The sequence below is a fragment of the Buttiauxella sp. BIGb0471 genome (assembly GCF_024807715.1).
Classification (GTDB): domain Bacteria; phylum Pseudomonadota; class Gammaproteobacteria; order Enterobacterales; family Enterobacteriaceae; genus Buttiauxella; species Buttiauxella agrestis.
On the sequence record NZ_JANUEU010000003.1, the window covers coordinates 162,354 to 184,911 of the forward strand.

At 49.6% G+C, this 22,558-nt stretch carries 19 protein-coding genes; 7 read left to right on the forward strand and 12 right to left on the reverse strand.

What is annotated here, in order from left to right:
- Positions 1 to 40: 40 nt before the first annotated feature.
- From ptrA to rppH, 10 genes are all read right to left on the reverse strand, one after another.
- Positions 41 to 2,926, reverse strand: coding sequence for a pitrilysin (gene ptrA, locus M2371_RS11570; RefSeq protein ID WP_259267766.1), 2,886 nt, complete (start codon positions 2,924 to 2,926; stop codon positions 41 to 43).
- 143 nt (positions 2,927 to 3,069) lie between these two features.
- A complete protein-coding gene (gene recC / locus M2371_RS11575; protein WP_259267767.1) occupies positions 3,070 to 6,444 on the reverse strand; it encodes an exodeoxyribonuclease V subunit gamma in 3,375 nt (1,124 codons plus the stop codon).
- A gap of 7 nt (positions 6,445 to 6,451) precedes the next feature.
- Positions 6,452 to 6,778: a prepilin-type N-terminal cleavage/methylation domain-containing protein gene (locus M2371_RS11580; RefSeq protein ID WP_259267768.1), complete on the reverse strand. Its 327-nt coding sequence runs from the start codon at positions 6,776 to 6,778 to the stop codon at positions 6,452 to 6,454.
- Positions 6,775 to 7,209, reverse strand: a complete 435-nt coding sequence (locus M2371_RS11585) for a YgdB family protein (protein WP_259267769.1) — start codon at positions 7,207 to 7,209, stop codon at positions 6,775 to 6,777. Before M2371_RS11585 ends, M2371_RS11580 begins: the two co-directional genes overlap by 4 nt.
- A complete protein-coding gene (locus M2371_RS11590; RefSeq protein ID WP_172893364.1) occupies positions 7,206 to 7,766 on the reverse strand; it encodes a prepilin peptidase-dependent protein in 561 nt (186 codons plus the stop codon). Before M2371_RS11590 ends, M2371_RS11585 begins: the two co-directional genes overlap by 4 nt.
- Complete coding sequence (locus tag M2371_RS11595; protein WP_172893363.1) at positions 7,757 to 8,230, reverse strand: prepilin peptidase-dependent protein; 474 nt, start codon at positions 8,228 to 8,230, stop codon at positions 7,757 to 7,759. The genes M2371_RS11590 and M2371_RS11595 overlap by 10 nt, the downstream gene beginning before the upstream one ends.
- Positions 8,231 to 8,414: 184 nt before the next feature.
- Entirely contained in the window at positions 8,415 to 9,209 is a 795-nt protein-coding gene (gene thyA, locus M2371_RS11600; protein ID WP_172893362.1) for a thymidylate synthase, read from the reverse strand.
- Between the two features lie 6 nt (positions 9,210 to 9,215).
- On the reverse strand, positions 9,216 to 10,091 hold the full coding sequence (lgt, locus tag M2371_RS11605) for a prolipoprotein diacylglyceryl transferase (protein ID WP_034498063.1): 876 nt from the start codon (positions 10,089 to 10,091) through the stop codon (positions 9,216 to 9,218).
- A 161-nt stretch (positions 10,092 to 10,252) separates the two neighbouring features.
- Positions 10,253 to 12,499: a phosphoenolpyruvate--protein phosphotransferase gene (ptsP, locus tag M2371_RS11610; RefSeq protein ID WP_115627433.1), complete on the reverse strand. Its 2,247-nt coding sequence runs from the start codon at positions 12,497 to 12,499 to the stop codon at positions 10,253 to 10,255.
- 12 nt (positions 12,500 to 12,511) lie between these two features.
- Positions 12,512 to 13,042 carry an RNA pyrophosphohydrolase gene (gene rppH, locus M2371_RS11615; protein WP_034498067.1) on the reverse strand — a complete coding sequence of 177 codons (531 nt, stop codon included), beginning with the start codon at positions 13,040 to 13,042 and terminating at the stop codon, positions 12,512 to 12,514.
- Between the two features lie 686 nt (positions 13,043 to 13,728).
- Here rppH and mutH point away from each other — a divergent pair.
- The 4 genes from mutH to M2371_RS11635 all read left to right on the forward strand — a co-directional run bounded on the left by mutH (position 13,729) and on the right by M2371_RS11635 (position 16,745).
- Positions 13,729 to 14,415: a DNA mismatch repair endonuclease MutH gene (gene mutH / locus M2371_RS11620; protein ID WP_034498068.1), complete on the forward strand. Its 687-nt coding sequence runs from the start codon at positions 13,729 to 13,731 to the stop codon at positions 14,413 to 14,415.
- Between the two features lie 75 nt (positions 14,416 to 14,490).
- Positions 14,491 to 15,204 carry a TerC family protein gene (locus M2371_RS11625; RefSeq protein WP_034498070.1) on the forward strand — a complete coding sequence of 238 codons (714 nt, stop codon included), beginning with the start codon at positions 14,491 to 14,493 and terminating at the stop codon, positions 15,202 to 15,204.
- A gap of 126 nt (positions 15,205 to 15,330) precedes the next feature.
- The gene (locus M2371_RS11630; RefSeq protein WP_034498072.1) at positions 15,331 to 15,549 is read left to right on the forward strand and encodes a YgdI/YgdR family lipoprotein; all 219 of its coding nucleotides are present in this window, start codon (positions 15,331 to 15,333) and stop codon (positions 15,547 to 15,549) included.
- Positions 15,550 to 15,704: 155 nt separating this feature from the next.
- Complete coding sequence (locus M2371_RS11635; RefSeq protein WP_259267770.1) at positions 15,705 to 16,745, forward strand: NADP(H)-dependent aldo-keto reductase; 1,041 nt, start codon at positions 15,705 to 15,707, stop codon at positions 16,743 to 16,745.
- A gap of 35 nt (positions 16,746 to 16,780) precedes the next feature.
- Here the strand turns inward: M2371_RS11635 and lplT are convergent, their stop codons facing one another.
- Both lplT and aas read right to left on the reverse strand, forming a co-directional pair.
- Positions 16,781 to 17,977, reverse strand: coding sequence for a lysophospholipid transporter LplT (gene lplT, locus M2371_RS11640; RefSeq protein ID WP_259267771.1), 1,197 nt, complete (start codon positions 17,975 to 17,977; stop codon positions 16,781 to 16,783).
- The gene (gene aas / locus M2371_RS11645; protein ID WP_259267772.1) at positions 17,970 to 20,129 is read right to left on the reverse strand and encodes a bifunctional acyl-ACP--phospholipid O-acyltransferase/long-chain-fatty-acid--ACP ligase; all 2,160 of its coding nucleotides are present in this window, start codon (positions 20,127 to 20,129) and stop codon (positions 17,970 to 17,972) included. Before aas ends, lplT begins: the two co-directional genes overlap by 8 nt.
- Positions 20,130 to 20,185: 56 nt before the next feature.
- On the opposite strand from aas, the gene M2371_RS11650 reads away from it, so the two are divergent.
- From M2371_RS11650 to M2371_RS11660, 3 genes are all read left to right on the forward strand, one after another.
- Positions 20,186 to 20,500: a hypothetical protein gene (locus M2371_RS11650; RefSeq protein ID WP_259267773.1), complete on the forward strand. Its 315-nt coding sequence runs from the start codon at positions 20,186 to 20,188 to the stop codon at positions 20,498 to 20,500.
- Positions 20,501 to 20,817: 317 nt separating this feature from the next.
- The gene (galR, locus tag M2371_RS11655) at positions 20,818 to 21,825 is read left to right on the forward strand and encodes an HTH-type transcriptional regulator GalR (RefSeq protein WP_034498080.1); all 1,008 of its coding nucleotides are present in this window, start codon (positions 20,818 to 20,820) and stop codon (positions 21,823 to 21,825) included.
- A gap of 239 nt (positions 21,826 to 22,064) precedes the next feature.
- Entirely contained in the window at positions 22,065 to 22,544 is a 480-nt protein-coding gene (locus tag M2371_RS11660) for an Hcp family type VI secretion system effector (RefSeq protein ID WP_259267774.1), read from the forward strand.
- The last annotated feature ends 14 nt before the right edge of the window (positions 22,545 to 22,558 follow it).

Consider the following 22,558-nt stretch of genomic DNA (forward strand, 5'->3'; position numbering starts at 1 on the left):
TTACCCTTTGTCTTTCAAGTTGCAGGTATTTTAGCTGCTATCACTTTGAATCTACGAGCGGCAGTGATTGTTGCAGAGCGCTGACCTCCTTCCAGGTTTTCCAACCATCCGGAGCGGCATAATCTGCTTTACCATTGTGGCTACCAGAAACTTGCGACAGTACCGCCATTCCCTGCTGTTCGATTACAGCCTGATGGAAGAAATCAGCCAGTTTTTGTGGAGTCAGCTTTTTAATTTCGGCGACTACTTTATCACGCGAATCAAAGTCCATGTTTCCACGATCAAAATCTTTGCTCAGCTGCGAAGCTTCCTGGGACAAGGTCTGCGGAGCCTGCATAATTTCACTGATCATTCCCTGCTGCATTTGCGCGAAATCTTCCGCGCTCATGCTACGCAGCTTTTTCTCGGCTGTTGGGTAAAACGCTTTGAATCGTTCATACAAATAGGCCGGTTGCTTATCATTACTTTGCAACAAGAAACCAATGCCCCACTGGCGTCCCACAGACATCGGGAATGCGAACACCGCATAACCTAACTGTTCCTGTGTCCGCAACTGGTTGTAGAACCAAGGTTGAATGATTTGCCCCAACATCGAACTGTAAGCCGTACTCGTGGTCTCATCGAAACCTTTGGGCACATATACAGCAGCTAATGCGGAATCGGTGCTGCTGCCGGTTTTTTCAAACATGGATAAATGTTGTTTATCCACCAGCACGTCTTTGTTGCGGCACCATTCATTGCCTTTAGTCCCGAGCAAGCTTTGCACCCCATGCGCCAGGTCTGTAGCTTGCTGTGGGGTGATATTACCAAGGACTAAAAACTCAGGTTTAGCATTGGTTTTTAAACCATCCCGGTAATCGAGCACGTCTTTTAACGTTAACGTCGGCAACAGATCACGGCGAGTTTCACGCTGGAAATACGGCACCTGCGAGATCATTTGCACCGGCATAATCGCCTGATCGTAAGCCTTACCTTTATCTGCCGAGTCCATCATCTGGGCATACCAGGACTTCGCTTGATCCAACTGTTCTTGCGTTGGCGTGTAAGAGAAGTAGCCCTTTAATAACGCTTCAAAAAGCTGCGGCAAACGTTGTGTGTAACCGTTGGCGTTGACCATCAACCCGCTATTAGCATTGGTCGAGAAACCAATTCCGCCGATTGAGGCCTGATTGCTTAATTCATCCAACGCAATTCCAGCCAGATAATCATTGAGAGCAAACAGCACCTGGTTTTTAGCGCTATCCATCGCTTGCGGATTACGCAGCACCATGGTCACGTCAGCTTTAGGCTCGCTCGCGAAGTAATGGCTTGGCATATACAACACGCGTAACCCTGGTTCTTTCACCAACAGTTCAGGATGCGCGTAAGTTTTATCAGGTTTAACCAACGTAAAATTGTCAGGAATGTACGGGTTTAATTGTGGCAATTCCAGCTTGATGGTCGCCGCTTTTTGCTGCCAGACATCAAAGACTTGTGGTGTGATTTTGTCGACCTGATAAGGGGCTTCAACAAAATATGCCATCTTGTTGTGCGGTTCTTTCGGGCTGATGTACCAGACACGCGCGTTCTGCGGCGTCATCATATCAAGACGAGATTTAATCGCTGCGGGATCGTATTGATCCGCGATATTAACCGCATCCAGCGTATGTTCGACCGGTACACGTAACATGGTGTCTGCCAGCCATTCGACATAATCCATATCGCGTGTAATTGATGGGTAACGGAAATCGAGATCCAGAACATGGGCAAGCTCATCGAAATAGCTTTTATCAACACCATTTTCGCGCAGCTTATTCAAGTAACTGAAGATTGCCGCAACCACTTCATCACGCTGTGCAAGGCCTTTGTCTGTTAACGACACCGAAATAGCAAATACGCCGCTATTACCGTTAACTAAAGGATCGGAATCAGCGCGAATGCTGTCAGCAAGCCCCTGTTTTTGCAGCCAATCTGAAAGAGTATTATTGCTGCGATTACCAATCAAATAGCCAATTAACTCATCCGTTTTACTGCGGAATTTATCGCTATTGTTGTCGATGCGGAATTCAACACGCACCACTTTGCGCGGCAATGCTGGCACGTAGTGAATCACAATGCCTTTTTGCGCATCGGTCACTACTGGTACATCAATCACCGGACGTTCAATGTTTTTATTGGGCACCCGGCCGTAGGTTTCTACCGCAATTTTTGCCAGTTCAGGCAATGGCTTATTACTGTAGATAACCGCTTTCATCAAGTTTGCGGAATAGTATTTATCGCGGAAAGCCACCAGCGCATCCAGCAGTTTGCTGCCCGGTTTGTCGCGCAGTGTTTCCAGATTGCCGCCAGAAAAACGTGAACCAGGGTGAGCTGGGTTGATGGTTTCGGCACTGACTTGTGCCATGCGCATGCCGTCACGAGCACGCGCCAGCGTCAGCTCTGCGTTGACCGCATTACGTTCACGTTCAGCGTACTCAGGCGCAAGGTTCGGTTCAGCGATAGCATCCGACAAGCGATCTACTGCCCCTTCCAGTGCATCGTTTTCCACTTCGAGGTAAAACGCAGTGCGGTAGGTTGCAGTGCTGGCATTATGGCTGCCACCGTGCTTTTTGAGAAACTCCGACAGGCTGTCAGGCTCTGGATACTTTTTAGAACCCATCAGTGTCATGTGTTCAAGATAGTGAGCAAGGCCGAGATGGTCGTTCGGATCCTCTAACGACCCCACAGGAACAACCAGTGCAGACAATGACTTAACAGCTTGCGGGTCAGAAACAAGCAGAACCGTCATACCATTATCAAGGCGTACTGCCTGGTACTGGCGATTGTCTTTTTCACTTTTACGGATTGTTTCCTGGATAGGCTGCCAACCCGTATCTGCCTGACTTAATGGTGCCCAAAGAGCGACTAACAAGAAAAGCGGTTTTAACCAAGTGCTGCATTTAGGCATTAACGAACCTCATTCACTAACTTACTCATCATTAACAACTTTTAAAACAATCTGTCATTGTCGTTGTTTCTTTTTTCGCCAATCCTGAGCAAGCTGCGCATAATAGATGAACCTGCCGGATTGTGCAATTTTTATACATTTTTTTAAGCTTTATTGAAGCGAAACAGGGGCAGTAAATAGCGCTCGGCTTCACTGATTATCGCGTCGTAGTAGTCAGGCTCGAGCGTTCGATACAGGCGTTGCAGCCACATGTCGGCCCCTTCCCCGTCGACTCGCTGATTCCCTTCCCAGGCCGCCAACAGCTTACTTTTGGCTTTCTGTTGCGTTTGCTCATCCCATAAAATGGCATCATTCGCGGGTTCGTAACAAGCTTTTATCCATGCCCCTCCACTTATTGGTAGCAATAGCAATGGCTGTACTAATCCTTTCCGATAACCATCAATAAGTTGCTGGAGATAGCTTTTCGCCTGTTCAACATCCATCGGCGGGAATTTCCACTCAGTAGAATCGCGCCCATACAGACGACTTTCTCCTTCTCCTCCCATTGCACACCACACAACATGCTCAATCCACAGTTGTAATCCATGCGCCGAATTGAGGATCGACGGTCGCCAGCGCAGCAAACCATCGGCCTGCACATCCGACAACCAACCTTCCAGACTTGTTCCGTCTATCTGGAGCGAGACTTCCTGGCTGGTGCCATTTTGTCGCTCGGCTCTCACTTTTTGCGCCAGTTCTTCCATTTCTGTTAACTGGGTTTCCCATAAAATTTCACCGAATGCGCCAAACGGTAATATCCCCGCAGCCCGATAGCGGCTGAATAGCAGCTGCGTGTCGCCTTCCTGAACTAGCGTATTGAGCAATTCCTGGTTCATCTGGAAACGTTCAAGGCTATCTAAGGTGAAAGGTTCCGCATCAGGCAGTTCAGTTTCTTCAAGACGGAAGTTAATGCCCAGACGCATCTGGAAAAAAGCGCGGACAGGATGGCGCCAGAAACGTTGCAGTTGATCCAACGTGATAACGTCATGTGTTTTGTTTTCAAGTGGCTGAATGAACGGGGCTTGTGCTTGCCCTTGCTCACTTGCGGCAGGCAGCCATTCATAGGCATAGCTTTGCGCAGATGCGCCAGAGACAAAATTTCCGGCTTCAAATGGAGTGCGGTGATGCAGTTGCACCAGATGCCTTTTTACCCACTCGCTGCTTTCGTCACAGGTTTGTTCTGTGTCCTGTTCCAGGCAATGGCTTTGGGCGATGTAATCTAATAACTCATCTACCAGCACTGAGGGATAACGCTGGCTGTTGTCCTGAATGGAACGCCCGATATAACTGATATAGAAACGCGCTTGCGCAGAGTTGAGCGCTTCGAGGAACAAGTAACGGTCATCGTCACGGCGGCTACGGTCGCCGCGCTGCGGCTTCTGGCTCATAAGATCAAACCCGAGCGGAGCCAGCGTGCGTGGATAAACGCCATCATTCATCCCCAGCAAACAAACCACTTTGAACGGGATAGAACGCATGGGCATTAAGGTGCAGAAATTTATCGGCCCTGCCAGGAAGCGCTGACTGATGCGCTCCTGGTCGAGGCGCTGTGCCAGTTCATCACGTAACAGCATCAGGGAAACATTTTCCTGATAACACGACTCCAGACCGTATTTAATGATTTCTTGCCACTGCTGCTCAATCAGCGCCAGTGCGCCTTCAGTTTCGGTATCAGGCAGGAAGAAGCTGGCTAGCATGTCACGGCAAACGGAAGTCCACTCAGCCAGCGGACGCGCAACGGTAAGTTCATGCCGCCATTTATTAAGCTGCATTAAAAGATCTGCCAGTTGCCCAACCAGTTCAGCAATTAAACCGTTTGATTCATCGTATGGAAGAACCGACTGCCATTCACCTGCCTGGCTATCCATTGCATAACCTAACAGCATGCGCGTTAAACCAAAGCGCCAGGTATGCTGCCCGGTAGCCGGGAGATCCCATTCACGGACATTGTCGTCATCAATACCCCAACGAATTCCGGATTCATTCACCCACTGGCGCAAATAGCGTAGCCCTTCCTCATTGATTGAGAAGCGAGTAGCCAGTGCGGGAACTTCAAGCAACGCCAAAACATCCTGCGCAGCAAAACGGCTATCAGGAAGTGAAAGCAGGGAGATAAATGCCTGTAGGGCCGGGTGCGCTTGTCTTGCCCGGCGATCGGAAATCGCAAATGGTAACCGACGCTCCGCTGCTGCATTGCCAAATACCGCCTGGATAAACGGACTGTAGCTGTCAATATCCGCCACCATCACGATGATATCGCGCGGGGTAAGGGTTGGGTCAGCATCCAGCATCGCCAGCAACTGGTCGTGCAATACTTCGACTTCACGTTGAGGGCTATGGCATTGATGGAAAGCGACGGAATTATCATCCGGTGAAAGGATTCTTTTACTGTGGCTATGCTCGAACTCTTCCTGCGTCAAACCTGTCACCGCATTGTTTTGCAGCTCAAGTAAATCGTACTGCAAACTGCGCAATAAACAGTCTGGTTCGATATCAACGAAAACATCAATTTCTTCAAAGCGTTGCATCTCAGCAAGCATGAACGTGTAATCGCGTCCTAATTTTCCCCACGAGGCCAGCAACGGGTTGCCAATATCTTGCTCACCCTCTTCATTAAACAATGAAGACGCCGTGTCGCTATCTTTAAATAACGGAAGAGTAATACCTTCATGCCCATGGCTACGGCGGCGGCGGCTGATCAAGCGTGCAAGATAAGCAGGGTCTTTAATATCGCCCCAGTAGTAGCGGCACGGGTTGGTAAACAGCAAATGCACGTCAATATGCTTACCCAGTGCTTGTAATGCCTGAAGATAAACCGGGGGCAGAGCTGAAATACCACAAATAAAGACTCGGGCAGGCAAACCTTGCGGGCATTCGTTACTTGATTCCAGAGCGTTAATAAAACGTTGGTACAGGTTTGCACGGTGCCATTCAGGTTGCCCAAGCTCTTGCGTGTGGCGAACCAAAGCGGCCCACAGCGGAGCCTGCCATAACTGGGCCTCGCCCACGTTATCAACCAGTTCGCCTTTCTCCCACTGGCTTAACCAACCTGGGCGGTAAACCAAGTATTGGTCATAAAGGTCTGCAATTCTTGAGGCTAACTGAGAGAGTTTTCGGCCATTTTCATCTTCTGCCAGATATTGGTTTAACAAAGCGAATTCAGGCTGATCCAGCATCGTCGGGATGAGCGTCATTAACTTCCAGCTCATGCTTTGCTTGTTGAAAGCACTCTGCTCAGGAATATTTGGCAGTACGCGCACAAACATGTCCCAGATAAAGCTCGCCGGAAGTGGGAAACTGATGTTAGCCGCGATACCAAATTTTTGGGCCAGCGTCATTTGCAGCCATTGCGCCATACCGGTACTTTGCACCAGTACAACCTCGGGTTCAAAAGGGTCGGGCAGCGGTTGCCTTTCCACAATAAACTCCATAATTGCTTCCAGCACATCCAGTCGATTGGAATGGTAAACACGCAACATAGAAACGCTACTCCTGACTTTTCTCTTTCTGCGAACAATGCAACCGCGACAACTGCCCGGTACGCCCGACAGGGCTGGTAATAATAACATTGATGCTGACACATCCTGCCGTCGATGTCTGCTGCTGGCTGACTCTCCATTCATTTGTGGGCAGAGGCGATTCAGGTTCCCCCATTTCTACAGCTAAGCGCCAGAGCTGACGAAATTGCCATTGCGACTGAAAACCCTGCTGGAGAACCCGGTGGTAGCCCATTAATGCCAACATAACGACCGAAAACAGTGCCATAGCACACAGCACTTCAATCAGACTAAAGCCGCGCTGTCTTGATTTCATTGGGGTAACTGGCATCGGGAAGCATCCGTTAAAGGGCAAAAGTCGAGCCAACCATGGGGAGTTGATATCCAACGTGAGTTATCCAACGTACCCCACAGCCAAAGAGTTACTGGTGATTGTTGCCCCGGAAAATTCCCGTAAGCCGCCATCAGAAATTCATTTTTCCCCACCGTTAGTATGCAAGCATTCCAGCCCTGGTCTGACTGTTGCTGGCACTGCCAGGTTGGTGTCGACGGCCAGGATAGCTGACTACCCCAGGCCTGTGCTGACACAGCGGCAGCATATTGTTTAAGAAACCCTATTTCGCTTGCGACCAGGTAGCGCTGTTGATTTAGCTGCTGCTGCAACCCGCTCAGCATTAATATTCCTAAGGCAAACAACAGCAGCACAAAGCCCAGGGTAGCGTTACCTTTCTCAGATTGCCCATTCACAGGTTATAACCGACAACGATATGGCGCAAAGACACAGGGCTTTGCTCTTTTTTAAAAGCGGCAACCAGCTCGATAACTAGCAACGGTGGCAGTGAGTGGCGAGCCAGACGGGTAACAGAGAATTTTTGTATCATCATTGATGCGGGATCGGAGATTTTCTCCCAACCACTGCCTTCACAACTGGAAGCACCGCGCAAAGCTTCGAGGTTGTTGCCATTAAGTCTATAACCGGTTAATTCAGTTTCGGTATGGCCAGACGGTTCCCAGCGTCCGTTGCTGTTATTGTCCCATTGCAACAAGACACACTCGCCCTCTTTGCGTATAACCAGCCCCTCACCCTGGCAACTTCCATGACAATAGCCCGCGCGTTGAAGCTGTTTACCTAAACTGAATGCCAGTTGCCAGAGCGATTCTTGCAGTGTCTCTTTCTGATACTGTAGTAATACCGCCTGCTGAAGCACTGGAAATAGCCTCCCGGCCCCAAGCAAAACAAGACTGCTCAAGGCCATGGCAATAAGCGTTTCAAGTATTGTGAAGCCCTGTTGGTTTAGCTGCATTTGTTGCTCCCTTTAACTTCGCAGACGCGAATTCTTCCCTGCGTTGAAAGAATAACTCGCCACTTTCCGGCGGAGCTTTGTAACGTGATATGACCCGGCCACGCTGTGTTCCTAAGCCCGTAAAACCCAATTCCCGGCGTGGTATCTGCAATATCGACATCAGCAAATGGTTGTAGCAATGACCAGCGTTGGCTTGCGTTACAGACACTCCCTGCATTCATTTTGCTTGCCAGACACCACGATTTTCCTGAGCGCTTCACCACAAGCAAATGGTCGCGATTATTCCAGTTTGCATCGCTGCGTAACTGTTCAAGTAAATGTCGAATCTGCTGAGTGGTTATCCGCAAGCGCTGCTGTTGCTGCCATTGTTGCCACCCGTAGACACCGCCAGCACTGAGCATTGCGACAATGACAATGACTATCATCATTTCTATCAGGCTGAAGCCAGACTGTTTTGTTTTCATGGTGGGAGTGTGCCAGCTGCGAAATTACGCGCCAGCAGCAATAACTCGTTTCTCGAGGCTTCTCGAAGGGAAGTTTTATTGTTGCGTAGAATTGCAGAACTGCTGGAAACAGGATCGCAAAGCCGAAATTGAGGTAAAAAAAACCGGCGCACATAGGGCACCGGTTATGGCAGGTTATTAACCGTTAGATAGCGACTGGAGCTTTGATTGCCGGATGAGGATCGTAACCCTCAATTTCAAAATCTTCGAAACGGTAATCAAACAGTGATTCTGGTTTGCGATTGATTACTAGCTTCGGCAATGCGCGTGGCTCACGCGTTAATTGCAAACGAGTCTGCTCAAGGTGGTTGCTGTACAAGTGGGTATCACCACCTGTCCAGACAAAATCACCCACTTCCAGCTCGCATTGCTGCCCCATCATATGCACCAGTAAAGCGTAGCTGGCGATATTAAACGGCAGGCCAAGGAATATATCGCATGAACGCTGATAAAGCTGGCAGGAAAGCTTGCCATCCGCCACGTAGAACTGGAAAAACGCATGGCAAGGAGCCAATGCCATTTTATCCAGCTCACCCACGTTCCACGCCGAAACAATAATACGGCGTGAGTCGGGATCGTTTTTCAGTTGGTTAATAACGGTAGTCAGCTGATCAATATAGCGGCCATCAGGTGTTGCCCATGAGCGCCACTGTTTACCGTACACAGGCCCCAAATCGCCGTTTTCATCCGCCCATTCGTCCCAGATGGAGACATTATTTTCATGCAGATAAGCAACGTTAGTCTCACCTTTCAGGAACCACAGCAGCTCATGAATGATGGAACGTAAATGGCAACGCTTAGTGGTAACCAGTGGGAAGCCATCTTGCAGATTGAAGCGCATCTGATGACCGAAAATCGACAATGTGCCGGTACCGGTACGGTCATCTTTTGGCGTGCCGTTTTCCAGCACATGTTTCATCAAATCAAGATACTGTTTCATATTTCCTCACGAAAGCTGTTGCTGGGGGCGACGGCGATATGCCCAAACCATCATTGCCACACCAGCGACAATCATCGGAATCGAAAGGATTTGCCCCATGCTGATGTACTGCACCCACTCACCGGTAAACTGCGCATCTGGCTGGCGGAAGAATTCGACGATGATACGGAACGCACCGTAACCAATCAGGAACAGGCCAGATACAGACCCCATCGGACGTGGTTTACGGATAAACAGATTCAGGATGATGAACAGCACGATGCCTTCCAGAACCATTTCATACAACTGAGATGGGTGGCGCGGCAAAACACCGTAGGTGTTAAAGAGCGACTGCCATTCAGGGTGAGTCGCCAGCAGACCGATATCTTCGCTGCGGGAACCTGGGAACAGCATCGCCCACTGGAAGTTCGGGTCAACACGCCCCCACAGCTCGCCATTGATAAAGTTACCAAGGCGACCCGCGCCCAAGCCAAATGGAATCAGTGGCGCTATGAAATCAGAAACCTGGAAGAAGGAACGATGGGTTCGGCGCGCAAACCATATCATTACGCAGATGACACCGACCAGGCCGCCGTGGAAGGACATGCCGCCGTCCCACACTTTAAACAGGTAGAGTGGATCGGCCAGGAAAGATGGCAGATTGTAGAAGAAGACATAACCAAGACGCCCACCGAGGAATACCCCAAGGAAGCCTGCATACAGCAGGTTTTCGACTTCGTTTTTCGTCCAGCCACTGCCAGGCTTATTAGCACGACGACCCGCAAGCCACATGGCGAACACGAAGCCGACCAGGTACATCACACCATACCAGTGCAAAGAGACTGGCCCGATGGAGAAAATCACCGGGTCAAATTCAGGGAAATGCAGATAGCCACTATTCATCTGTCACCACAAACCATTGTTACCCCATCGAAAATAGACGATGGGTTGCAAGTACGCATCTGTGCAGATGCGCTCCGAAGGGAGCGGATCATAGCACAAAGGGCTCAAGGGTTAAGTCGAGGATCTTGTAAAAGATGTGTAATGCCTGATGGGCCAGGTGCCTAGCGCCCGCCGCGAATTAACCCACCCATCCCTCTACGTTCCATGAAGGACGCGACCTGATGGCGCACTTCCGTCGCAAGCTGCGCCTCAAGGCTGCGCTGTGCGAGAAGTTGTGCTTCTTCGAGGCTAATGTGGCGCAACAGATATTTGACGCGAGCCACCGAACGACCGTTCATCGATAAATGGCGATAACCCATGCCAACCAGCAGTGCCACACACATTGGGTCACCTGCCATTTCGCCACATAAACAAAGATCGATCCCGTTACGTTCCGCTTCTTTGGCAATATGGTTCAACGCTCGTAGCATTGCCGGATGCAGAGAATCGTACAGGCTTGCCACGCGAGTGTTATTACGATCAACTGCCAGCAAATACTGCGTAAGGTCATTGGTGCCAACCGAGATGAAATCAACACGGCTGGCAAGATGCCCCAGCATAAAGACCATGGAAGGGACTTCAACCATCACACCAATACGCGGTTTAGGCAGTTCATAACCGAGCACCTCTTCCACTTCACGCCCCGCACGGTCAATCAAGCGACGCGCTTCATCAATTTCGTCAATGCTGGTGATCATCGGCAGAAGAATGCTCAGGTTGCCGGTCGCAGCATTGGCACGCAGCATGGCGCGCACTTGCACCAGGAAAATCTCCGGTTGGTCCAGCGTGATGCGAATGCCTCGCCAGCCCAGACACGGGTTTTCTTCACTGATAGGCATGTACGGCAGTTGTTTATCAGCACCGACATCAAGCGTTCGCAGCGTGACCGGTTTTTCGTTAAACATCTGCAACATGCCCTGATATTGGGCGACCTGTTCTTCTTCTGACGGAAAACCACTTTGCAGCATAAAGGGAATTTCGGTGCGATATAGACCAATTCCATCGATACGGCCGCCAAGTTGCTGCTCATGCTCCGGGCTAAGACCTGCATTCAGCATGACCTGGACGCGCTCGCCGCTTTTCAGCGCGGCAGGGCTATCAACGTCGTCTTCAACCAGACGAGTCAGTTCGTTCTCTTCGGTGATGAGACGCTGGTATTCCTGCAACAACACCGTTTCCGGGTCAACGAGCAATTCACCACGATAACCATCGACAACCAATGTGCGGCGATGCAGCACTGAAGGCTGAATATCAGCGCCCATAACGGTTGGAATGCCGAGCGCCCGCACCATAATTGCAGCATGGGAATTTGCCGCACCATCGCGCACCACCACCCCAACAAGGCGATTTTGCGGAAGTTCGGCAAGTGTTGTTGCGGATAACTCGTCCGCCACCAATACAAAACGTTCAGGCCAGGTATTGGGACTTTGAATGGTGTCATCGAGATGGAATAACAAACGCTGACCCAGCGTGCGTAAATCGCCTGCTCGTTCTTTCAGGTAGCTGTCACTTAAACTTGCGAACTGTTCCGCAAACTTTTCGATGACTTTTTTAACCGCCCATTCAGCAACAGAGCCTTTATCTACTTCGTCGAACAGTTCACGGCGAAGGCGGGCATCGGTTAACAGGTGTGAATAGAGGTCAAAAATTGCTGCCGTTTCTTTCTGCGCTCCCGCCGCAAAGCGTTTGCTGTAGCGACGAAATTCATTGGAAGCCTCTTCAAGGGCAGCGGTCAGGCGCTCACGCTCAAGTATGGTATCAAGCGTTGACGCTTCAGATACCTGCTCCATTAATGGGAGCGTCGAGTCCATCCAACCTTCGGCAATCGCCACCCCTGGCGATGCAGGCAATGCCCGAATTCGCGTCTGGCGATACTGGCCAAACAACGCGGCTAACTGTGATTGAGAAAGAATGGCTGCCATTTGAGTGGCGAGTGTGACGAGGAAGGACTCCTCGCTTTCATCGTATTGACGATGCTCACGCTGTTGAACCACCAGCACGCCCAACAATTGGCGTCGCTGAATAATAGGAACCCCGAGAAACGCGCGGAAACGCTCCTCTTTTACAGCGGGAACATATTTAAAACTTGGGTGTTTTTGCGCATCGGCAAGGTTTATCGGCTCTGCAAGGCGCCCTACCAGCCCGACAATGCCTTCATCAAATGCGAGGGTGATGGTTCGACCGCGCGGCTTTTTAAGGCCGCGCGTCGCCATCAGGTAAAAGCAACGCCGGTCATGATCTGCGAGATAAACCGAGCATACCTCGGTGTCCATCGCAAGGCAGATATCTGTAACCAGAATATCCAGCGCCTCATTGAGGCGCGGGGCGCTGGCAACCTTCTCGACTATTTCTCGCAAACGGGTGAGCATTTTTCGCGTGAATTAACCTCTTTTACGTCGCCATGCAGGCGCGTTATTACGTGGTGGCGTAACTTCCTGTAGCGGCATTACGACGCTTGCAAACTCTTTCATCACCCGACGATACACATCGCGTTTAAACGAGACGACCTGACGAACCGGATACCAATAGCTGACCCAACGCCAGCCATCAAACTCTGGGGTACTGCTGGTTTGCATATTGATATCGTTATCGCTGCTTATCAACTGCAAGAGAAACCATTTTTGTTTCTGGCCGATACAAACCGGCTTTGTGTCCCAACGCACCAAACGTTTAGGTAACTTGTAACGTAACCAGTTTCGGGTCGAGGCGAGTATTCGGACATCTTTTCGCTGTAACCCCACTTCCTCGAAAAGTTCCCGGTACATTGCCTGTTCCGGGGATTCGCCAGGATTGATGCCACCTTGCGGAAACTGCCAGGAATGTTGACCAAAACGCCTGGCCCACATCACTTGACCCTGCCGATTACAGATTACGATACCAACATTCGGGCGGTAGCCATCATCATCGATCACCGGACTACCTCAAAACAAACTTAGATTAGGGCGATTGTTTCATACAAGCGCTAGACGGTAAACCACTGTGTAACGGTTGCCTGAAGGAATAACATTTGAATAACTCACAAAATTTGACCGAGTTATAAACATTAGTGGATTTGGAACCGGCAGTTTATTCACTTTTTCTGTGGATATAACTGTGAAGAACTACCTAATACTCTCGGGACAACTTAGGATAACTCTAAAATACGCTTTCAAAGCACAAATAAAATATTGATTAATTTCAATGAAATAAATCAACATCAATTCTCTTCCAGCCTTGTAGCGTGATGATCATCACATATGGAGATCTTCGATTGATGAAAGATCGACCAATGACGTTTTTATCCACAGATTGTGCCAACAAGTTAGTCACAATCTGGTGAAAAAATGGGTTTCACCCCTCAGTCAAGGCTGTAAATCGAACCAGTAGTGAGCTTTTTTACCAGTTATCCCATTTTTCTGTGGATAACCCGGTGTAAGATCCTGTTCATTCCCGGTGACCAGAATGGGAAAAGGTTTTTGCAGGATTCAGATATGACAATTTTAATCGATAAAAATGATTCAAAATCAGTAGATTGTCATTCTTATCCCCGACACGCTAAACTATTTCCACACTGTGGGTAAACCACGCTTATTTTTTAACCGATCAACAGCCAGGCACAATGCAAGCTCTACGTCCATTACTTAACCCTCCAGAAAATGAACAGATTTTACTGGCCCAAGCCCAGAAGCTGGCCGGCTTTACGCTGGGTGAGTTAGCGGCTTTGGCCAACTTGTCGATCCCAAACGATCTTAAGCGCGACAAAGGTTGGATCGGCGTTTTGCTTGAACTTTGGCTGGGTGCCAGCGCCGGAAGCAAACCTGAGCAAGATTTCGCCGCATTGGGGATTGAGCTTAAAACTATCCCGGTGGATAGGTTCGGTCGCCCGCTGGAAACTACGTTTGTCTGTGTTGCGCCACTCACCGGTAACACCGGAGTGGTTTGGGAAACCAGCCATGTGCGCCACAAATTGAAACGCGTATTGTGGATCCCTGTCGAAGGTGAACGGCAAATCCCGCTTGCTGAGCGGCATATCGGCACACCGTTGCTGTGGGCACCGTCCGAAGAAGAAGAGCAACAGTTACGCATGGATTGGGAAGAGTTGATGGATTTGATTGTGCTCGGGCAAGTTGAGCGCATCACGGCCCGCCATGGTGAAGTTCTACAGTTGCGCCCAAAAGCGGCTAACAGCAAGGCGCTAACCGATGCCATCGGGGCAGATGGCGCACCAATTCTGACGTTACCTCGCGGTTTTTACCTGAAAAAGAACTTTACCGCCGCTTTACTGGCTAATCATTTCTCGTTGTAGATTCATTTAACTTGCACCCAGTTCTAAGCTGGCGTTTATAATTGGCGTTTTAAATTTTCAGGCAGGATTTTTTTAATGTTGTTTGCATGGGTTACCGATCCTAACGCGTGGATGGCGCTAGGCACTCTGACGATTCTCGAAATCGTACTGGGTATCGACAATATCATCTTCCTCTCTCTTGTTGTGGCGAAGCTGCCTAAAGCGCAGCAGGCGAAAGCACGCCGTCTTGGGCTCGGTGCGGCGATGATAATGCGTCTGGTCTTGCTGGCGTCTATTGCCTGGATGACGCACTTAATTCACCCGCTGTTTTCCGTAATGGGCCATGAATTCTCGGCACGAGATCTTATTTTGGCATTGGGCGGTTTGTTCTTAATCTGGAAGGCGAGCAAAGAGATTCACGAGTCCATCGAAGGTGAAGAAGAGAGCCTAAAAACAAACGTTCACTCTTTCTTCGGCGCTATCGTGCAAATCATGCTGCTGGATATTATTTTCAGCCTGGACTCGGTGATTACCGCAGTAGGTCTGTCCGATCATCTGTTCATTATGATGGCAGCGGTTGTGATTGCGGTGATGGTCATGATGTTTGCTGCCAAATCGATTGGTGATTTTGTAGAACGCCACCCTTCGGTAAAAATGCTGGCGCTGTCATTCTTGTTGCTGGTCGGCTTTACACTGATTCTGGAAGGCTTCGATATTCATGTGCCGAAAGGCTACATCTATTTTGCGATGTTCTTCTCAATTGCCGTAGAAACACTGAATCTTATCCGCAACAAAAAGAACCCGCTTTAACCGTCTCAGGGGAGGTGCTCTCGCTTCCCCTCTGTTTCTTTTAAGAATTTACTGCTTACCTTCTGCGCTTTGTCGAGTTATTACTAGACTATATATGTCATTCCATACCACACGAGGCGAATAATGATGAAAAAATGGGCAGTTCTAATTTCCGCTGTCGGTCTGGCATTTGCGGTTTCAGGTTGTAGCAGCGATTACGTGATGGCAACCAAAGATGGCCGTATGATTCTGACTGACGGAAAACCGCAGGTCGATGATGACACGGGTTTAGTGAGTTATCGCGATCAGCAAGGCAACGAGATGCAGATCAACCGCGATGATGTTTCACAAATTATCGAACGTTAATAAATCCAGCATATAAAGGTCGGCGCCTCGCTGGCCTGTAACACTTTTTCTTCGCTTACCCCCTTCCGCTTTTGCTTCCCCTCTGCCATGTTTATAGTCCATTTTTTGTCGGGCGCGTGCCTGGCTGATAAGTCAGAAGAATAAGGAAAGCGGCTATGCAATATCACCGTATCCCCCACAGCTCTCTTGAAATAAGTACGCTAGGGCTGGGAACCATGACGTTTGGTGAGCAAAATAGCGAAGCCGACGCTCATGCACAGCTTGATTACGCCGTCCATCAGGGCGTAAACCTCATTGATGTGGCAGAAATGTACCCGGTGCCACCTCGCCCGGAAACCCAGGGGTTAACAGAAACCTACGTCGGTAACTGGTTAAAGCAGCGCGCTAATCGTGAAAAGCTGGTTATCGCCACCAAAGTCAGCGGCCCAAGCCGCAACAACGATGCCGGCATTCGCCCAAACCAAATTCTGGATCGCCGCAATATCCGTGATGCGCTGGATGCCAGCCTGAAGCGTTTGCAAACCGACTATATCGATCTTTACCAGGTTCACTGGCCACAACGTGCCACCAACTGCTTTGGCAAACTGGGCTACACCTGGACCGATAACGCCGTCCCGGTCACTCTGCTGGAAACGCTCGAAGCACTGACCGAATTCCAGCGTGCCGGGAAAATCCGCTATATCGGTGTTTCCAATGAAACGCCGTGGGGTGTGATGCGCTACCTGCAACTGGCTGAAAAGCATGATTTACCACGCATCGTTACCATCCAGAACCCGTACAGTCTGGTGAATCGCAGCTTTGAAGTGGGACTGGCTGAAATTACCCAGCGCGAAGGTGTCGAATTGATGGCTTATTCCTGCCTGGGCTTCGGTACGCTGACCGGGAAGTACCTGAATGGGGCGAAACCTGCTGGCGCACGCAACACGCTGTTTAGCCGTTTCACGCGCTACAGCGGCGAGCAAACTCAGCATGCGGTTGCAGCTTATGTCGATGTCGCTAAGCGTCATAATCTCGACCCGGCGCAAATGGCGCTGGCGTTTGTACGCCGTCAGCCGTTTGTCGCCAGCACGCTTTTAGGCGCGACCACGCTTGAGCAGTTAAAAACCAACCTTGAGAGCCTGCATCTGGACTTGAGTGAAGATGTTCTTGAAGAGTTAGAAGCGGTGAACCGGATTTATACTTATCCGGCACCGTGATGTGAAAATCTCCTCTCCTTTGGGAGAGGAGAAAACTATTTCTGCCGAATCTGCCAAACCCACAGCCAGCCAATCGCCAGCGCAAACACTGCGCCAAAACCAATGCCAATTCCGACAATCGGCGCGCCGGTTTTTACCGCCAGCGAGTAAAGCCCAAGCATCAGCAACATCGCGGTATTTTCGCCGAGATTCTGCACCGCAATCGCATTCCCTGCGCCGACGGAATGTTTGCCGCGTTCCTGAAGCAGCGCATTGAGCGGCACCACAAAGAACCCGCCCAGAACACCAATCAGTACCAACAACATATAAGACGGCAGCAGTGTGTGTTGCAGCGAGAAGAACAACACGCCGACACCAATTAAGATCCCGGCAGGCATACAACGTGCGACGGTTTTGAGCGTCACAAGTTTCGCCGCAGCCCCTGCCCCCACCACAATCCCTACCGCAACCATGGCATTCAGATACGTTGGTGTCGCATTGTCAGTAATGCCCAGAGCAACCGGTACCCACAACACCAGCAAGAAGCGCAGCGTGACGCCCGCCCCCCAAAACAAGCTGGTGCCGACTAACGAGAAGCGAGTTTCACCGTTTTGCCAAAGCGTTCGGCAAGCCGTAAAAAAACTGCGCGTCATCGGGGTAAAGCGCCATGACTGACCAGGGCGAGCAGGAGCAAGTTTTGGAATAAATATGTTGGCGACAACCGCCCCGGCATACACCAACACACAAACGCCAAGCGCCGCCACAATATGCCAGTCGGCCAGCACACCACCTGCCATTGAACCAAGTAAAATCGCGGCAATGGTCGAGGCTTCCATCAGGCCGTTGGCTTTCACCAAACGGTCGCCCGTGGTCAGTTCACCTAAAATCCCGTATTTAGCGGGCGAATAGGATGCTGCGCCAATCCCCACCAGCGTATAGCCGACGAAGGGATTAAAGCCGAAACAGATTACCGCTGCGCCAGCCAGTTTGAGACTGTTGGCAAACATCATCACTCGCCCTTTGGAAAAACTGTCTGCGACCTGTCCGACAAACGGGGCAAATAAAATATAAGCACCAACAAAAACCATCTGCAAAACAGGCTGGCTCCAGTCGGGGTAAAACTGCTGTTTCAGCACTGCCAACGTGGCAAACAGCAATGCGTTATCACCAAACGCTGATAAAAATTGCGCGCAGGTTACTGCCATCATACCTCTGGACCAAATGGAGGTATCGTTTACGGCATTATCACGCATGCTCTGTCTCCGGCTGGTCTACCAGCGTTTTCAGACTGACAAAATCAGGTTTGCCGCTACCAAGAACCGGCAACTGTTTCATGAAACGAATATCACGCGGCACCGCCAGTTCTGGGATCCCATTCGCGCGCGCATATTGCAGCAGTTTTTCACGATTCAGTTCGCTATCCGTGGTGAACATCACCAGCGCCTCACCTTTTGCCACATCGCTTTTAATGACCGTAGCGTGCATTTTCTCTGGTGAAACTCCGAGCGCCAGTTGCTCTACCATTTCCAGCGAAACCATCTCACCGGCAATTTTGGCAAAGCGTTTTGCGCGCCCCTGAATCACACAAAAACCGTGTTCATCGAAACTGACGATATCGCCCGTGTCGTACCAGCCCTGCTCCACCTCGCCTTGTTCATTTTCAGCGCTCGGTGCTTCCAGAACACCGGGGTTTTCCACTCGCAAGTAGCCCTTCATGATGTTCGGCCCTTTCAGTTGCAACCGCCCACCTTCTTCAATTCCCGGTACTGATAACAATCTGGCATCCATCGCTGGCAGAATACGCCCAACGGTGCCGACTTTTGCGGCCATCGGAACGTTGATAGAAACCACGGGCGCGCACTCAGTCACACCGTAGCCTTCCAGCACTCGCAGGCCAAATTTATCCTGCCAAAGTTGTTTGGTGCTTTCCTGGAGTTTTTCCGCACCCGCCACCACATAACGCAGGCGGAAGAAGTCGTAAGGATTTGCAAAACGCGCATAGTTGCCAAGGAATGTAGAGGTGCCAAACAACACAGTGCAATTACGGTCGTAAACCAGCTCCGGCACAATGCGGTAGTGCAACGGACTTGGGTAGAGAAACACTTCGGCACCGGTCAGCAGCGGCGTAAATAACCCGACTGTCAGGCCGAAAGAGTGGAACAACGGCAGCGCAGACATAAAACGATCGTTCGCAGTAAAATCAGCAATCGTGCGAATTTGCTCCACGTTCGCCAGCAAACTTTTATGGCTGTGCACCACACCTTTTGGATTGCCTTCCGAGCCGGAAGTAAACAGCACCATTGCGGCGTCTTCTGGATGTTGTTTTACCTGGGCCAGATGCGGCATCAGTAAATGCGCGAAGATCCAGAGCTTATCCGCCAACGTGACATCGGCTTTTAAGTCTTCCAGAAAGACCCAACGAACCTGCGTGAGCTGCTCGGGAAGATGCCATAATTTGCCTTTGTCGAGAAACTGACGCGAAGTAAATATCGTCTTGAGCTGTGCGGCTGTAATCGCACTGGTCAGCCCTTTCACGCCCGCGGTGTAGTTCATCATCGCCGGAATTCGCCCACGGGACGACGCCCCAAAAATCACCGCCGCGCTGATAGCCGCATTGGGTAGCATCAGGCCGATCGTTTCGCCCGGCGCACTGTATTTATTCAAAATACGCCCGACAAACAAGGTCTTGGTCAGCAGACTGCGATAAGTATCCGGCTTGAAATTAATATCTTCGATACAGTTTTTTCGCTCACCGTAACGATATTGCGCAGCAAGCAATGCCTCATACAATGTTTCACGCGGGCGTACTGCCATTCGTGCTTCCATCATTATCTGATGCAGCATTTCCCCTGCCATTTTCCGGCGTTCACGCGCGCGTAGAGCTTCTGGCATCGGAACGGATGTCGGCGGCAGAATATGCAGGCTGATACGTGGGAACAAACGGCGCTTTACCAGGCCTTTCAGGCGGCTGAAAAATGTCAGCTCAGCGCCATCAATACGGATGGGAATAACGGTCGCGTTTGATTTTGCGGCAACAAACCCGGCGCCTTCATAAATTTTCATCAATGAGCCAGTCACAGAAATTCGCCCTTCAGGGAAAATAACCACCGGACGGCCCTGCTCCACCAGCCGCACCAGATGTTTAATCGACATCGGTTTGGTTGGGTCAAGCGGCACGAAATCTATCAACGATTTTAACCAGCGCATGTACCACTGCTGACTAATAGATGAATAGACAGCAAACACTGGCCGGCCAGGTAAAAATAGCGCCAGCAAAATACCGTCAATAAAGGAAACGTGGTTTGGAACAATCAGGACGCGTGGCTGAGAAAGAGATTGCTGCGAGCCATATAGCCGCACTCTGAACAGAATACGAAAAAGTGCACGGAAAAAACCAAATAGCATAGCAACTCCCTTTGTCATGAATAAGCCGCAGGTACTTAAGTGTAGTGGGAGATTACATGACTAAATGGAAAGGAGCGATAGTTTGGGTGAATGCAAAGTCTGAAAAAAAGGCAAAAAAAACCTGCGCATCTGCGCAGGTCGGTGCAAAGAATTTACTTAACAACGTAACTAGAATTCTCACCAATCAATACCTCTGGGACTTGAATTGTGGCGCAGTCAGCGCAAGGCTACCAGTGAGAAAAAGCAAGGGAATTAGCGGAAAGTGCAACCAGGTGTTTAAAACATCGCGTCTTGTTACAGGCTGCCATTTTTTAGACAAAAAAAACCTGCGCATCCGCGCAGGTTGGTGTAATTCATGTGATCAGCATTAGATGCTGACATCACCTATCAATACCTCTGGGACTTCAAATGTAGCAGTGCCTGGTCACTTTTCGCCATGGCGAAATAGCAACAGCGCGATGCAAACTGTAAGCAAAAATTTACTCTGAAATCTTTAAAAATCCATAACATGCCACCTTCTACCGCTACGCTTGATTTTCGTGGTGCTGGTATGTGTAACGATTACACTGAATTTGGTTTCTTTTTAGAGAGGTTTGCGACGCTGACGACAGTTGCGCCCTTGAAGTAACGCGGCTTTTCCGTAACACTTAAAACTGTGTAAACGCTTACCCACTCAGGAAAATCTTCGATGGCGACAATTAAGGATGTAGCAAAACTGGCAGGCGTTTCTGTCGCCACGGTATCACGTGTCATAAATGATTCCCCCAAAGCCAGTGATGCATCACGCCTGGCGGTAAGCAGCGCGATGGAAGAGCTGAATTACCATCCTAATGCGAATGCGCGCGCACTTGCGCAGCAAACCACTGAAACCATTGGCCTGATTGTGGGAGATGTCTCCGATCCGTTTTTTGGCGCAATGGTAAAAGCCGTAGAACAAGTCGCCTATCGCACCGGCAACTTTTTGCTGATCGGCAACGGTTATCACAATGAACAAAAAGAGCGACAGGCGATTGAACAACTTATTCGCCACCGCTGCGCAGCCCTGGTTGTTCATGCGAAAAAAATACCTGACGAAGAACTCATTTCTTTAATGAAACAAATGCCCGGCATGGTGGTGATCAACCGAATTTTGCCGGGTTTTGAGCAGCGTTGTGTCGCGCTGGATGACCGCTATGGCGCGTGGCTTGCAACCCGCCATCTGATTCAACAAGGCCATACTAAAATTGGCTACTTGTGTTCCAACCACCAGATTTCCGATGCCGAGGATCGTTTGCAAGGGTATTACGACGCGCTAACCGAACACGGTTTACCGATTAATGATCGCTTAGTGACTTATGGTGAACCGGATGAAAGCGGTGGTGAGCAGGCAATGACGGAACTGCTGGGGCGCGGAAAGAACTTTAGCGCGATTGCCTGTTACAACGATTCCATGGCCGCAGGTGCAATGGGCGTTCTTAATGATAACGGCATTGATGTCCCGAAAGAGATTTCACTGATTGGCTTTGATGACGTGTTGATTTCACGCTACGTTCGCCCACGTCTGACAACGGTGCGTTACCCGATCATTACCATGGCTGAACAGGCCGCAGAACTGGCTTTGGCGCTGGCTGAAAAACGTGAATTACCCGAAATCACGCATATGTTTAGCCCAACACTTGTGCGGCGGCATTCGGTGATTGCCTATTCGGGCGAGTAAAGAAAATGAAATCAGCCAGATAAAACCTCTGGCTGAAAAGAATAAGCGACCTTATTCATTCGCACTTTAAATACCAGATTAATTGTTAATTAATAAAACATATAACAAAGCAAAATAAAGTAGCAAAACCTTCCAAAATATTATGGTTGCATTTTATTTATATTGAGACCAGGATTTCAGATTAATAAACTTGCAAATCTTTATCATATAAATCACATCAATGATATTAATGGAATGATATGTCAAACTTAGCCTATTTAACCATAAATGGTCAAACGCAAGGCCTGATCTCTGCTGGATGCTCATCATTAGATTCTATTGGTAACAAAGCACAAATCACTCACATTGACCAGATTATGGTTTATGCCGTCACTCATTCAATGTCCCGAGCACAAAACGTCAATCATCATGAAATGGTGATCATTAAGCCGATTGATAAATCTTCACCTTTATTAGCCAAAGCGATCAATGATAATGAAATGCTTGTCTGCGATCTGGATTTATACCGTACCAACCGGATTGGGATGAATAAGCTTTATTATAAAATCAAACTTACAGGAGCTCGAATTTCGCATAATGAATTCATTGTACCTCACAATCTTCTGGATAACGGAGCCGAACCCCAGGAAAAAATCACCTTCAGCTATGAAACGATAACCTGGGAACATTGTGATGCAGGGACCAGTGCGTACAGTCTGTGGAATGATCGCGTATTTTAAATATCAGTTTTGAT

Bases quoted from the DNA above. Each gene is read 5' to 3' on its own strand.
- ptrA (WP_259267766.1), bottom strand. From the start codon at position 2,926: ATGCCTAAATGCAGCACTTGGTTAAAACCGCTTTTCTTGTTAGTCGCT.
- recC (WP_259267767.1), bottom strand. From the start codon at position 6,444: ATGTTGCGTGTTTACCATTCCAATCGACTGGATGTGCTGGAAGCAATT.
- M2371_RS11580 (WP_259267768.1), bottom strand. From the start codon at position 6,778: ATGAAATCAAGACAGCGCGGCTTTAGTCTGATTGAAGTGCTGTGTGCT.
- M2371_RS11590 (WP_172893364.1), bottom strand. From the start codon at position 7,766: ATGCAGCTAAACCAACAGGGCTTCACAATACTTGAAACGCTTATTGCC.
- M2371_RS11595 (WP_172893363.1), bottom strand. From the start codon at position 8,230: ATGAAAACAAAACAGTCTGGCTTCAGCCTGATAGAAATGATGATAGTC.
- thyA (WP_172893362.1), bottom strand. From the start codon at position 9,209: ATGAAACAGTATCTTGATTTGATGAAACATGTGCTGGAAAACGGCACG.
- lgt (WP_034498063.1), bottom strand. From the start codon at position 10,091: ATGAATAGTGGCTATCTGCATTTCCCTGAATTTGACCCGGTGATTTTC.
- ptsP (WP_115627433.1), bottom strand. From the start codon at position 12,499: ATGCTCACCCGTTTGCGAGAAATAGTCGAGAAGGTTGCCAGCGCCCCG.
- mutH (WP_034498068.1), top strand. From the start codon at position 13,729: ATGCAAGCTCTACGTCCATTACTTAACCCTCCAGAAAATGAACAGATT.
- M2371_RS11625 (WP_034498070.1), top strand. From the start codon at position 14,491: ATGTTGTTTGCATGGGTTACCGATCCTAACGCGTGGATGGCGCTAGGC.
- M2371_RS11630 (WP_034498072.1), top strand. From the start codon at position 15,331: ATGAAAAAATGGGCAGTTCTAATTTCCGCTGTCGGTCTGGCATTTGCG.
- M2371_RS11635 (WP_259267770.1), top strand. From the start codon at position 15,705: ATGCAATATCACCGTATCCCCCACAGCTCTCTTGAAATAAGTACGCTA.
- lplT (WP_259267771.1), bottom strand. From the start codon at position 17,977: ATGCGTGATAATGCCGTAAACGATACCTCCATTTGGTCCAGAGGTATG.
- aas (WP_259267772.1), bottom strand. From the start codon at position 20,129: ATGCTATTTGGTTTTTTCCGTGCACTTTTTCGTATTCTGTTCAGAGTG.
- M2371_RS11650 (WP_259267773.1), top strand. From the start codon at position 20,186: ATGACTAAATGGAAAGGAGCGATAGTTTGGGTGAATGCAAAGTCTGAA.
- galR (WP_034498080.1), top strand. From the start codon at position 20,818: ATGGCGACAATTAAGGATGTAGCAAAACTGGCAGGCGTTTCTGTCGCC.
- M2371_RS11660 (WP_259267774.1), top strand. From the start codon at position 22,065: ATGTCAAACTTAGCCTATTTAACCATAAATGGTCAAACGCAAGGCCTG.